This is a genomic window from Corynebacterium sp., assembly GCF_030530965.1.
In the GTDB taxonomy this organism is placed as follows: Bacteria; Actinomycetota; Actinomycetes; order Mycobacteriales; family Mycobacteriaceae; genus Corynebacterium.
The window spans coordinates 1-12,613 of sequence record NZ_JAUMTY010000020.1; the positions used below are offsets into that span (position 1 = coordinate 1).

7 protein-coding genes and 2 pseudogenes are annotated in these 12,613 nt (G+C 59.8%); 3 read left to right on the forward strand and 6 right to left on the reverse strand.

Going from position 1 to position 12,613, the window contains the following annotated elements:
* Together Q3981_RS05350 and cobN are read right to left on the reverse strand one after the other, a co-directional pair.
* Nucleotides 1–934, reverse strand: a pseudogene (locus Q3981_RS05350) (hypothetical protein); the annotation flags it as partial.
* Nucleotides 935–990: 56 nt separating this feature from the next.
* Nucleotides 991–4,710: a cobaltochelatase subunit CobN gene (cobN, locus tag Q3981_RS05355; RefSeq protein ID WP_303124401.1), complete on the reverse strand. Its 3,720-nt coding sequence runs from the start codon at nucleotides 4,708–4,710 to the stop codon at nucleotides 991–993.
* Nucleotides 4,711–4,903: 193 nt separating this feature from the next.
* On the opposite strand from cobN, the gene Q3981_RS05360 reads away from it, so the two are divergent.
* From Q3981_RS05360 to cobJ, 3 genes and pseudogenes are all read left to right on the forward strand, one after another.
* Nucleotides 4,904–6,127, forward strand: a complete 1,224-nt coding sequence (locus Q3981_RS05360) for a precorrin-3B synthase (RefSeq protein ID WP_303124402.1) — start codon at nucleotides 4,904–4,906, stop codon at nucleotides 6,125–6,127.
* Nucleotides 6,120–6,863 carry a precorrin-8X methylmutase gene (locus tag Q3981_RS05365; protein WP_303124403.1) on the forward strand — a complete coding sequence of 248 codons (744 nt, stop codon included), beginning with the start codon at nucleotides 6,120–6,122 and terminating at the stop codon, nucleotides 6,861–6,863. The genes Q3981_RS05360 and Q3981_RS05365 overlap by 8 nt, the downstream gene beginning before the upstream one ends.
* A pseudogene (cobJ, locus tag Q3981_RS05370) lies at nucleotides 6,860–8,415 on the forward strand (precorrin-3B C(17)-methyltransferase). The gene Q3981_RS05365 and the pseudogene cobJ overlap by 4 nt, the downstream one beginning before the upstream one ends.
* Nucleotides 8,416–8,433: 18 nt before the next feature.
* Here cobJ and Q3981_RS05375 read toward each other — a convergent pair.
* The 4 genes from Q3981_RS05375 to Q3981_RS05390 all read right to left on the reverse strand — a co-directional run bounded on the left by Q3981_RS05375 (nucleotide 8,434) and on the right by Q3981_RS05390 (nucleotide 12,612).
* A complete protein-coding gene (locus Q3981_RS05375; RefSeq protein WP_303124404.1) occupies nucleotides 8,434–9,156 on the reverse strand; it encodes a cobalt-precorrin-6A reductase in 723 nt (240 codons plus the stop codon).
* 62 nt (nucleotides 9,157–9,218) lie between these two features.
* On the reverse strand, nucleotides 9,219–9,995 hold the full coding sequence (gene cobM, locus Q3981_RS05380; RefSeq protein ID WP_303124405.1) for a precorrin-4 C(11)-methyltransferase: 777 nt from the start codon (nucleotides 9,993–9,995) through the stop codon (nucleotides 9,219–9,221).
* Between the two features lie 54 nt (nucleotides 9,996–10,049).
* Nucleotides 10,050–11,402: a precorrin-6y C5,15-methyltransferase (decarboxylating) subunit CbiE gene (cbiE, locus tag Q3981_RS05385; RefSeq protein ID WP_303124406.1), complete on the reverse strand. Its 1,353-nt coding sequence runs from the start codon at nucleotides 11,400–11,402 to the stop codon at nucleotides 10,050–10,052.
* The gene (locus Q3981_RS05390) at nucleotides 11,377–12,612 is read right to left on the reverse strand and encodes a Xaa-Pro peptidase family protein (RefSeq protein ID WP_303124407.1); all 1,236 of its coding nucleotides are present in this window, start codon (nucleotides 12,610–12,612) and stop codon (nucleotides 11,377–11,379) included. Before Q3981_RS05390 ends, cbiE begins: the two co-directional genes overlap by 26 nt.
* Between the last annotated feature and the right edge of the window lies 1 nt (nucleotide 12,613).

A 12,613-nucleotide genomic window follows, 5' to 3' on the forward strand; every position in this document is an offset into this window, starting at 1 on the left:
CGACATCGTTCGACTTCGCAAAAGAGTCAATGCGCTCGGTCGACGGATTCGGCCCCGCGTCCACCTGCGACCAGGCCAATCCCGCAACGATCGGGATAACAAGAGTAATGACCAAGCCCGGGATCCATATCCGACGGAAAATGATGGCTATTCCGACCCCCATCGTCACCGTTGCCACAGTGATCAGTGCAGGTCCACCAATTCGGGCAAGAGAAAGCAAGGGGCCAGAGACCTGTCCCCACGCAAGCCGAGTCCATGCGAAGCCACCGAAGGGCCAATGCGACCGTGCATACTCGACAGCGAGATACCACGTGGGAATCCCAATGACGGTAAAGAGGAACTCGTTGGCGGTAATCGTACGATGGACGCGAACACGGCCACGACCACTTAAACGATCCTCCGAGGAGGAACCCTTCTTCGACGTCGAGCCCTCTCGGGCAGCCTTCGAGCTCCCCTTCTGAGGGCGAGCCGATGACACACGCGGCTCCCGCTTCCGGGCAGCTCGCCCGGCGCGGAGGAGAAAGACAGTTCCCGCGCCGAATGCCAGTGAATATAGGGCTTCGACGATGGATAAGGCGATCCACGGTAGCGAACCGACGTATTCCCCGATCCAGGGCAGGTAGAAGAGGTAGGTGATGAGCCCTTGGGTGAAGGCGATGAGGGCGCCGAGCCACGCGCCGGGTGCGGGCGATTTGTCGCCCCATGGTTGGAGGGCGATGATCAGCAAGGCAATGCCGAGTGGGGCTGCGAGCCATAGGCCGTTTGGTTCGTATGACGCGTAGACGCACAGCCCTGCGAATGCGGCGAGCGAGAGTCGTATGACTGTGTAGAGGAATCGCTTGCCGTAGTCGGCTCTGCGTGTGGTGTCGTACAGGCCGGGTGTGTGCGCTGCCTCGTCCCATCGGGGTGTTGATCGTGGGCGCGGTGTAGGCATGGCGTCAAGATTACTACTTGGTGGGCCTGTACTCGGTTATCTCGGTGGCGGTATTTTTAGCGGTCTTCCATTTCTCCTTCGGTTTCTAGTAGGGCTTCGGTGAGTGCGTCGAGGCGGTCTTGGTCGGGGTTTTTCCATAGTCCGCGTTGGGCGGCTTCGAGGAGTCGTTCGGAAATGTCGTGGAGTGCCCATGGGTTGGATTCGCGGAAGAATTCCCGGTTTTCTTCGTTTTCGACGTATTCCTGGGTGAGTTGTTCGTACATCCAGTCGTCCATCATTCCGGCGGTGGCGTCGTATCCGAAGAGGTAGTCGACGGTTGCTGCCATTTCGAATGCGCCTTTGTATCCGTGGTTGCGCATTGCTTCGACCCAGCGGGGGTTGACGACGCGGGATCGGAAGACGCGCCGGGATTCTTCGTGGAGTGTGCGTGTGCGGATGGTGTCGGGGCGGGTGGAGTCGCCGATGTAGGCTTCGGGTGATTGGCCTGAGAGTGCTCGGACTGTGGCGACCATGCCGCCGTGGAATTGGAAGTAGTCGTCGGAGTCGGCGATGTCGTGTTCGCGGGTGTCCGTGTTTTTTGCGGCTACTTGGATGCGTGTGTAGGCCTGTTTCATGTCGTCGGCGGCGGGTGCGCCGTCGACTCCGCGTCCGTAGGCGTAGCCTCCCCAGGTGCTGTAGACCTCGGCGAGGTCGTCGTCGCTGCGCCAGTTTCCTGCGTCCATGAGTTCGAGGAGGCCTGCGCCGTAGGTGCCGGGTTTGGATCCGAAGATGCGGCGGTGTGCGCGTTCGGCCGGGGTTCCGTTGGCTGTGTCTTCGTTGACGTGTGTGGCGACGTAGTTCATGTCGTCGGGTTCGTCGAGGGCTGCGACCATGTGGACGGCGTCGTCGAGAAGGGCGACGACGTGGGGGAAGGCGTCTCGGAAGAATCCGGAGATGCGGACTGTGGTGTCGATGCGGGGTCGTCCGAGTTCCTCGAGTGGGATGACCTCGAGTCGTGTGACGCGTCGGGATACTTCGTCCCATATCGGTCGGACGCCGAGGAGTGCGAAGACCTCGGCGATGTCGTCGCCAGAGGTGCGCATGGCGGAGGTTCCCCAGGCGCTGATGCCAACGGAGACGGGGTATTTTCCGTCGTTGTCCTGTTTGTAGCGTTCGATGAGGCTGTCGGCGAGGAGTTGTCCGGTGTCCCAGGCTAAGCGGGAGGGAATTGCTTTGGGGTCGACGGAGTAGAAGTTTCGGCCGGTGGGCAGGGTGTTGATGAGCCCGCGGAGGGGTGATCCTGATGGGCCGGATTCGATAAATTTTCCGTCGAGTGCTCGGAGGACTTGGTTTAGTTCGCGGCTGGTTTGGCGCAGCCGGGGAACGATCTGCGTGGTGGTGAAGTGCAGGATGTTCCGAACGGCGGAAATATCTGCGCTGTCTGGCAGGCCGGGATCGCGGCGAATGTCGTCCAGGACCGTGTCGACGGCGTTATCGTCCCAGTTGTGGTCTGCCAGGGAGGTCACGAGTGCCGACGCGATGTTCTCGATGTCATCGGTGCGGTGCCGTGTTTCCGAACCGTCCTCGTTGAGGCCGAGGGCCTCGCGAAGCCCGGGAAGAGTGTTGATTCCGCCGAAGATTTGTCGAGCGCGCAGCATGGCCAGGACAGTTTCGACGAGCTGCTTACCTTCGGGTGCATGCGAGAGGATGTGCAGCCCGCCGCGAATCTGGGCGTCCTTGATTTCGCATAGCCACCCATCGACGTGCATGAGCATGTCGTCGAAGACGTCTTCGTCGGGGCGTTTCTCCCAACCGAGGTCCTGGTCCATTTTTGCCGCGGTCAGCAGGGTCCAGATTTCTTGTCGAATAGCTGGCAGCTTCGCGGGGTCCATGGCGGCGATGTTGGCGTGCTCATCGAGGAGCTGCTCGAGTCGGGTGATGTCCCCGTAGCTTTCGGCTCGGGCCATGGGCGGGATGAGGTGGTCGACGAGGGTGGCGTGGGCACGGCGTTTCGCCTGGGTGCCCTCCCCCGGGTCATTGACCAGGAAGGGGTAGATCAGGGGCAGGTCGCCGATGGACTGGTCGGTGCCGGAGTCTGGCCCGAGAGCGACGGTCTTGCCGGGCAGCCACTCCATGTTGCCGTGCTTACCGACGTGGACGATCGCGTCGGCGCCGAAGCCGTGACGGTCCGGGGTGCGGCGGATCCACTCATAGGCTGCGAGATAGTGGTGGTTCGGGGCCAGGTCGGGGTCGTGGTAAATGCCGACTGGGTTGTCGCCAAATCCGCGGGGCGGTTGCACCATCACAACGATGTTCCCGAAGCGTAGCCCGGCTAGGTAAATATCTTTCGTCTCTGGGTGGACATAGAGGTCTCCGGGGGCGTCTCCCCAGGTCTCAACCATGTCCTTCTGGAGGGATTCCGGAAGAGTGTCGAAATACTCCTGGTAGTCGGCTGCTGAGAGGCGTAGCTCATTGGCTGCCATCACCTCGTCGGTGAGCCAATCGGGGTCTTGGCCACCAGCGTCGATGAGCGCGTGCATAAATGCGTCCGAGTTCTCGCTGGTTTCGTCGCCAGAGTCAAGCCAGCCGGGAATCTTGGACGTATCCCCCAGGTCGTATCCCGCGTCGTGGAGGGCGTGGAGCAACGCCAACACAGAGGCCGGAGTATCGAGGCCAACGGCGTTACCGATCCGGGCGTGCTTCGTCGGGTATGCCGACAGCATCACCGCGATGCGCTTGGAGGCATTGGCTTTATGACGCAATACCGCGTGTCGATCCGCGATGCCCGCCAGACGTGCGCACCGCTCCGGATCGGGGTTATACGAAATGAGGCCGTCGTCGCCTATTTCTTTGAATGAGAACGGGACAGTAATGATGCGCCCGTCGAACTCCGGGACGGCGATTTGGGTAGCAACATCCAATGGTGAGGCGCCGTCATCATTGTCTTCCCATGTGCTGCGCGAACTGGTCAGAGCGAGCCCCTGGATGACCGGGAGATCGAGCTCCGCCAAGGCAGAGACGTCCCATGCTCCGTCATCACCGCCGGCTTGTGCGGTGGCAGGTTTTGTTCCGCCCGCAGCAAGAACCGTCGTGATCAGAGTGTCCATCGTCCCGAGGAACTGGAGAAGATCATCGGACGCCTGACGAAGTGACGCCGTGAAAATCGGAACCGGCACTGCCCCACGGTCGGCAATGGCCTCGCACAGCGCGTCGATATAACGGGTATTGCCAGCTAGATGTTGCGCACGGTAATACAAGACAGCAATGCGTCGAGTATCAGACTCCCCCTCAGACTGAAGACCTGCCCTGCGGTTATCTTCCCAGCCTTCTAGTATTCCCCATTCAGGCAGATGGATTGGGGCGTCGAAACCCAGACCGGTGAGAAGCAGAGTGTCGGACAGGAAATTATGAAGGTTGATGAGGTTATTTTTCCCGCCCTCAGCAAGATAGCGGTGAGCGGTGGTGACCACATTCGACGGCGCAGTGGAGAGCTCTGTGAGCTCTGCGTCCATAGTCTGCTCGCCCGATACGGCAATAGTAGGAATGCCCGAGGCGAGAAGCTTATTCAGCCCCTCTTCCCAGGCTCGCCGTCCACCTAAGAGCCGGACGATAATGATGTCTGGCTGGGAACCCGTCGCCCCACCGGATCCCGGAATAGGTGTCCCACCGAGGAGAGCATCAACATCGTCAAGCATCAATCGCGCCGGATTAGCCCAGCGGAACTCCACGTCGGGGTGCTCATTGGCCGCTTTTGCCGTAAGCAGATCGGTGTCAGAAGTGGACAGCAGAAGAATCATGTTTTCCTTTCCGGATACCGCGCCGGACGTTGTTCATATACGGGGTCTGGCTTGACAGTGGCGCGACCGCTCCCTGAGGGATTCCCGTTTCCCGCAACTATCTTAGAGGTCGGGTTGATTATCGGTGGCTACGACCTTTCATCGAGGTCTCATAATACTTTGACGCTGCGTGCACGGGGGTACGGTAGAAACCATGCACAGTGACGGTACTCAGACGACGACTCGGAATCGGGGAGACATGTGCCCCGGTACATTGCGTCTTTTTACTGCATCCGACGGGATGATCGGCCGTGTCCGGTCCCCCGGCGGGTATATCCAGCCGCACCAATGGACGGCATTAGGCGCTATGGCTGACGACTTGGGGGACGGCGATGTCCACATCACGTCGAGAGGAAATATCCAGATCCGCGGTGTGGAATCGGTTGATGACTTTGCTTCTGCCGTGACTGAGGCAGGATTGCTGCCATATCCACGGCATGACCGGATGCGTAATTATCTTGCCTCTCCCCTGTCAGGGCGATCCGGTTCTGTGGGTGATGTGCGTTCCTTGGTTCGTGCTGTTGACCGCGAGCTCATTCAGTATGACGACACGGCAGATCTCCCTGGACGGACCCTCTTTGCTTTCGACGACGGACGTGGCGACGTGATCGCCGAGCGCCCGGATTTCGGAGTCATCGCGACGACGAAGACGCGACCGTCCGACTCCCATGACTTCTTCGACGTCGTGATCGGAGGAGATTATCTGGTGGGCTCGCTCCCCCGGGCGCGCGTCGTCGATAGCGTCGTCGAGTTAGCACGCCAATGGCAGGCCCGGCGCGGTAAGAATTGGCGGATCGAGGAGACCCCCGGCGCGGCTGAGGATCTTGCTCAGTGGGCTCGTGAGAACCTTGTGGGCCTGGAGGATCCGGTTCATGATGTGCTTCCGGCGTATGAGGAGTCTGCCGACAATGAGCTGGGCTTGCGTCAGCCGATGGGGTGGATTGACCAGGATGATGGGCGCGTGAGCTTAGCTTGTGTGTTGCCTTTTGGCCGGATGGATTCGGCCTGTGCGCGTTTATTGGGTGCTGTGGGTAAGCCTTCGACGGTGACGTGTTGGCATGGTGTGGTGGTTCATGATTTGACCCCGGCTGAGGCGGATGAGACTGTGCGTTTTTTGGCTCCCCGTGGTTTGGTCTTTGATGCGGGGTCGCCGTTGGCTCGTGTGACAGCGTGTACGGGGTTGCCTCAGTGTCGGAAGTCTCGTGATGATGTTCGTTCTGATGCGGTGCGGGCTATTAATGCTGGGTCCCTGCCTGGTGGGCGTGTGCATTTTGTGGGGTGTGAGCGTCGTTGTGGTGCGCCGAATATGGATTACACGGAGTTCCTCGCTGAGGGCGATGGTGTCTACGAGACGTCAGAGGTGACTCATCATGCCTGATGGTGTGGGGTCGGCACGTTCGGAGAGGACTGGTGGTGCGGTGTATAGCCGGGATCGCTATGTTTCGCTGGGGAATGATATTTATCGACGCTCGTTCGCGATTATTCGTGACGAGAGTGATTTGAGTCGTTTTACTCCCGACGAAGAGACAGTGGCGGTGCGGATGATTCACGCCGCCGGCGATGTGTCCTTGGCCGACGACATTGTGTTTTCCGACGGTGCTGTCCGGGTGGGGCGTGCTGCCTTGGAGTCGGGTGCGCCGATTTTTACGGATGTTCGGATGGTGTCGAGTGGTGTGACGCGTCGGCGTCTTCCAGCGGATAACGATGTGGAGTGTTTGCTGAATACTCCGGGTGTTGCGGAGAAGGCGCGTGAATTGTCGACGACGCGGTCGGCGGCGGCTATTGACTTGTGCGCGGATCGGTTGGGTGGCGCGGTGGTAGCGGTGGGGAATGCTCCTACTGCGTTGTTCCATTTGATGGATGTGTTGGCCGCGCGTCCTGAGTTGAAGCGGCCGGCGGTGATTATTGGTATCCCCGTTGGTTTTGTGGGTGCGGCTGAATCGAAGTCTGAGCTCGAGGAACGTGCCGAATCGCTGGGCGTTGAATTTATTACTGTTCGTGGGCGTCGTGGTGGTTCTGCGATTACGTGTGCTGCGATTAATGCTTTGGCCCGGCGGAATGAGCTCATGGATGAGCCACATGCTCCGACGACGAGTGAGGCGGAAGATCGGTGACAGAGTCGGGGCATTTGTACGGTGTTGGGCTAGGCCCGGGAGACTCAGGTCTGGTCACGGTGGCGGCGGCGAAGATCATTGGGTCGGCCGATGTGGTGGCATTTCATGCTGGCACGCATGGTCATTCGACGGCGCGGAGTATCGCCGCTCCGTATTTGGGCAGTGACAATCCAGATCAGATCGAGGAGCTACTCACCTACCCAGTCACGACGGGCGTCTCTGACCATGCCGGTGGCTATGCGGGAGCGTTGGGCGAGTTTTATGCCAGCGCCACCGCTCGATTGGCTCACCACCTTGACCAGGGGCGCTCCGTCGCAGTTCTCAGCCTCGGGGACCCCATGCTGTATAGCTCCTACCAGCACCTGCATCGCGCTTTAGCGGACCGCTACCCCACTACTGTTATCCCTGGGGTCACATCGATCACTGCTGCCGCAGCCTCCGTCGGGCGGCCATTGGTGGAAAAGGATGAGACGCTGGGTGTTATCCCGGGAACTTTATCTGAAGATGAGCTGGTGCAGCGGTTATCGCAGTCCGACGGTGCCGTCGTGATGAAGTTGGGGCGAACATTTCCGGCGGTTCGCCGGGCGCTGGTGCGGGCCGGTCAGGCTGATCGTGCCTATGTTGTTGTGCGGGCCACGATGGAGGGCGAGCAGGTCATTCCTCTGCTCGAGGTGGACCCCGCTGCTGTGCCGTATTTCGCTGTCGCTGTGGTGCCCTCACCAACTGATAGCGAATTGCGGCGGTCGACAGAAGGATCGGTGGAAAGAAGTAAATGACAATGGAACACACATCAATGGGCGAGGTTGTTGTTATCGGGCTGGGGCCGGGCAACTCTGAGTGGATTACTCCGGAGGCATCGGAAGAATTGGCCCGAGCCACCGATGTGGTGGGCTACTCCACATACGTCAAACGTGTTCCTGAAATTCCAGGTCAGCGGCGGCATCTCTCGGACAACAAAGTCGAAGCAGTTCGGGCGGCCATGGCTTTGGACATGGCCCGGCGCGGTAGCCGGGTGGCTGTGGTGTCCTCTGGTGACCCCGGGGTGTTTGCGATGGCTGCTGCCGTTCTAGAGACGGCAGATGATGATCAATGGCGGGATGTTCCGGTGAGAATTGTGCCGGGGATGACGGCGGCCCAAGCTGTGGCGAGCCGCGTGGGGGCACCATTGGGCCATGATTTTGGCATGGTGTCGCTGTCGGATCGGTTGAAGCCGTGGGATGTGGTGGTCAAACGTGTTCGCGCTTTGGCGGGAGCGGATATGGCCTTTGCTGTCTATAACCCGGCGTCGAAGTCGCGGCGGTGGCAGGTTGGTGCCTTGCGGGATATCGTGCTGGAATTTCAGAAGCCGGATACCCCGGTGATTGTGGCCCGGGCGGTGGGGTCTGCGGATGAATCAGTGACCGTGACGACGTTGGCGGAGCTAGACCCCGATGTTGTGGATATGCGGACGATGCTGATCGTGGGAGCATCGACAACACACGTGTACGACGGGCCCGATGGTCGTCGAGTCTTTACTGCTCGGCATTATGAGGCGCCGGATACCGACGACTGAGTTCCCACGCCAGGGGCATCAAAGATGACTGAGCGCTTCGACGGCTTCATCCGCTGAAGTCACCACCCATGAGGCCGGCAGTGGTGGCCGATCAACGATAATGACTGGAATATTAAGGCTCCGTGCGGCCTCAAGTTTGGGATAGGTTGATCCCCCGGAGTTCTTGGTGACGACAACATCGATTTGGTTGTCAATGAGCGTCTTTTTCTCCGAGGAGAGGTTGAAGGGGCCGCGGTCAAGAATGATGCGGTGGCGGGCCGGTAATGGCGCCGACGGTCGTTCGACGCTGCGGATGACGTAGAGGTTATCTGGGTCGTCGGCAAAAGGAGCGAGTTGTTGCCGGCCGATCGTCAGAAATACATGGGCGAAACGCTGAGCTTTCTGCGCTGCCTCACGCATGGTGGAAACGTGGATCCACCGATCGCCCGGCTGCTCTTCCCAGGCGGGGCGATGGAGCGCCAACAAGGGAACGTGCGTCGCACGAGCTGCTTCATAGGCGGAGGTGCTAATGCGCTCGGCGAAGGGGTGCGTGGCGTCGACAATAACGTCAACTTTTTCGTCGAGTATCCACCGTGCCAGACCGGATGGGCCGCCGAAACCACCGATACGGACCTCCCCCGCGGGAAGTCGTGGATGTTTCACTCGCCCAGCTAACGACGTCGTGATATGCCACCTTTTATTGACTAAAAGAGTAGCGAGTTCTCGAGCTTCAGCGGTTCCACCAAGTATGAGAGCGCGCATAGGTGAAGAAGTGTCCTTAACAGTCATTGAGCCGGAATCTACTCCGACGGCTCGGTGCCGGTTTAGTCGTGGCTACAGGGGATGGTACGTCCGTGGGCGTCGCGGGGTCGGTCGTCAGAATAAAGGAAGCTATCGGGGAACTCATCTGCAGCCAAGGTCTGCCCCACGATAATGACGGCGGTCCGCGTGATGCCTTCCGCGGCAATATCGTCGGGAAGTTTGCCGAGCGTCGTGCGAAGAACACGCTCATTCGGACGAGACGCGAACGCAACAACAGCCACCGGGCAGTCGGCGCCGTATGTTGGGGTGAGTTCATCGCTGATGCGCTGGGCGTCGTGTGTCGCCAGATGAATGCACAAAGTCGCACCATGTGAGCCCAATTCCGGCAACGACTCCCCCTCCGGCATGGATGATGCTCGCCCCGAGATCCTCGTTAAGATCACCGACTGCCCAATAGTGGGAACGGTCAGCTCGTGGCCTAATGACGCAGCCGCGGCAGAGAAAGCTGGGACACCCGGAACGATTTCATAGTCAATATTTCGCTCCGCGAGGCGACGCGCCTGTTCGGCCAGAGCAGACCAGAGCGAAGGATCTCCCGATTGCAACCGAGCAACGTCCTTGCCCTCACTATCGGCCTTCGCGATGGTCTCCACGATGGCATCCAGAGGCATCCGGGCAGTGTTAATAACATCGGCGCCCTCGGGGCAATGCTCCAGAACCTCAGGCGGGACGATCGAACCAGCGTAGAGGCACACCTCGCAACGCCGGATCAACGCGTCCGCCCGCAGGGTGAGCAGGTCAGCCGCGCCGGGCCCGGCACCAATGAAATAAACAGTCATGAGAACACACCTTTTCAACCGGTAGTGATTCGTCAGCGAAAGTACCGCTGCGTGTTACATCACCGGTTTTGTTGTTACGAAACGAATAATCGGAAGGGCGGGCCGCCACGCATGGAACGACCCCAAGGCTGAATGATGAGAAACCTCAAAGCGCGTTAACGAGCCACCCCACTTTTCCTGAAGCTCTAGCACCATCTGCTCCGACTCCACCGTGACAGCATTGGCGACGAACCGCCCACCGGGGCGCAACGCCTCCCAAGCACGGTCGACGACACCGGGGTGCGTCAGTCCCCCGCCGATGAACACCGCGTCGGGGGACGGTAAATCGTCAAGAGCTTCGGGCGCTTTCCCGTGCACGACAGTGACCGGGTAGCCCAGCGAGTTGGTCGTAATCCGTGCAGCTCTCTCATGGACGTGCTCAATCACATAGGACTCTGCACCCCGCGCGAGCCGACACCATTCGACGCTGACCGACCCCGATCCCCCACCGATATCCCAAAGAATCTCTCCTGGATGCGGCGCTAGGGCAGCCAGCGTCAGCGCGCGAATGTCGGACTTAGTTAACTGACCATCATTCGCGTAGGTCTCATCCGGTCTACCCGGTGCACGACTGAGCCCAACTTCCGTGGGCGTAACTGCCACAATGCACAAATTCGACTGGGCATCGAGCGCCTCAGGCTGACGCGCCGTAGAGACCGTATGAGTCTCATGTGACGACCCCAAATCTGAGAGCAAATCAACCCGTGCGTCACCCAGCCCACGCGAGCACAGGTAGTCGCAGATATCCGCCGGTGAATGGCTATCGCGGCACAAGACGAGGAAAGGGATTCCGTCGTCGCATAGTGGGCCGAGTATTTCGACGGGCTTGGTCAAGAGGCTCACGACAGGCGTTGTATTAAGCCCCCACCCTAAACGCGCACACGCCAAACTTGCCGACGATGCCGCCGGGATCACAGTGAACGCATCGGGCCCGAGAATCCGCGCCAGCGTCGTACCGATGCCGAAAAACATCGGGTCGCCGCTGGCCAGGACCACAACGCGACGATCCGCGAGGGAGTCGAACAATTCCGCGATGTGCGGAACCAGCGGTGACGGCCACGGTTTCTTCGTTGCCTGACAACTATCCGGAACGAGTTGAAGCTGCCGCCAGGATCCGACCACGACATCAGCGCTCGTGATGGCCCGGTGGGCGCGCTCGCCTATGCCGTCCATTCCATCGGCTTCAATGCCGACGACGATGATCCACCCACTGCCATCGTGCCCCAATAATGGGTTACGTCGGTGCTGGCTGGTGCCGGATAGAGGCGAATCTGAATCGTCGCCATCGTGTGGCGGGGTGTCTACCGCCCGTAGAGGTGAGCTTGTCATGACAGTGCGCTCACTATTTTTCAGTCCGGACGAGGTCATGCGTTTGGTTATTGACGGACGTGGCACCGTCGTCGGTAATGATCAAAATATCCTCGATGCGGGCACCCCACTCGCCTTCCAGGTAAATCCCTGGCTCGACCGAAAACGCCATTCCGGGTTCCAGGATCAATTCATTGCCCGTCACGATAAACGGTTCCTCGTGGGTGGACAGGCCAATACCGTGGCCGGTCCGGTGAATGAAGTTGTCGCCATATCCCGCCTCAGCAATGGCATTCCTGGCAATCGCATCAATTTGTGCGGCGGATACACCGGGCTTCGCCGCTGACACGGCCTCCTTCTGCGCCTGCTGGAGGACATCGTAGATTTCTTGTTGCTTCTCGGTGGGCTCGCCCACAACATATGTGCGCGTGCAGTCCGAGTGATAGTCGTTGAGCGTTCCGCCGATATCGACGACCACGACGTCGCCCGCGGAAATGATGCGGTCGGAGTACTCATGGTGCGGGTTCGCGCCGTTTGGTCCTGATCCGACGATGATGAAATCGACGGCTTGGTGCTCTTTGAGGATGAGTTTTTCGATATCGCGAGCGACATCACGCTCAGTACGGCCGTCGCGGAGCAGGCCCGGAACTGCTGCGTGAACCCGGTCGATGGCCTGCCCTGCGGCGGTGAGCTGCTCAATCTCGTAGGCGTCTTTCCTCATCAACAATTCGCGAAGCACGGGTCCCGCTAGTATCCAGCGATAGCCGCGATCCTGCAGAGGAAGAAGATGATCAGCGGTCATTGTTGAGCCGACACCCACGGTTCCCGACGGGGTCTCCCCTTCGCCATTCTTGGGATTGCTCGATGTCAGCACATTAATAACCAGGTCATGAGGATCTTGTCCATCGACCCAATAGTCGACCGTGACCTCAGACCGGGGAACGTAACTGTCCTCAATTTCTCCGCGTTCGACAGCTGGAGCCACTAGAACGGCGCGGTCTCGCGTAATGACCAGGGCTGTCAGGCGCTCATGTGAAAACAAGGGCGTCCCGATGAAATATTCCAGCTCGACGCCTGAGCCGAAAACGAGGCCCTCCAGCTGGTTGTCCTTCACCAACCGACGGGCACGCTCAAGGCGGCTGGCGAAGGCCGCGTCACGATCATGCTCGCTGCCCGTGCCCGACTGCGCTGCTGGAGAACCAGCCACGTCGTTCGATGAATTGTCGTCTGCGGAAACGTCGGTTGTCGTTTGCGAGGTCGATTGAGTCATA

Coding starts and splice junctions, on each gene's coding strand:
- cobN (WP_303124401.1), bottom strand. CDS start 4,710: ATGATTCTTCTGCTGTCCACTTCTGACACCGATCTGCTTACGGCAAAA.
- Q3981_RS05360 (WP_303124402.1), top strand. CDS start 4,904: ATGCACAGTGACGGTACTCAGACGACGACTCGGAATCGGGGAGACATG.
- Q3981_RS05365 (WP_303124403.1), top strand. CDS start 6,120: ATGCCTGATGGTGTGGGGTCGGCACGTTCGGAGAGGACTGGTGGTGCG.
- Q3981_RS05375 (WP_303124404.1), bottom strand. CDS start 9,156: ATGCGCGCTCTCATACTTGGTGGAACCGCTGAAGCTCGAGAACTCGCT.
- cobM (WP_303124405.1), bottom strand. CDS start 9,995: ATGACTGTTTATTTCATTGGTGCCGGGCCCGGCGCGGCTGACCTGCTC.
- cbiE (WP_303124406.1), bottom strand. CDS start 11,402: ATGACCTCGTCCGGACTGAAAAATAGTGAGCGCACTGTCATGACAAGC.
- Q3981_RS05390 (WP_303124407.1), bottom strand. CDS start 12,612: ATGACTCAATCGACCTCGCAAACGACAACCGACGTTTCCGCAGACGAC.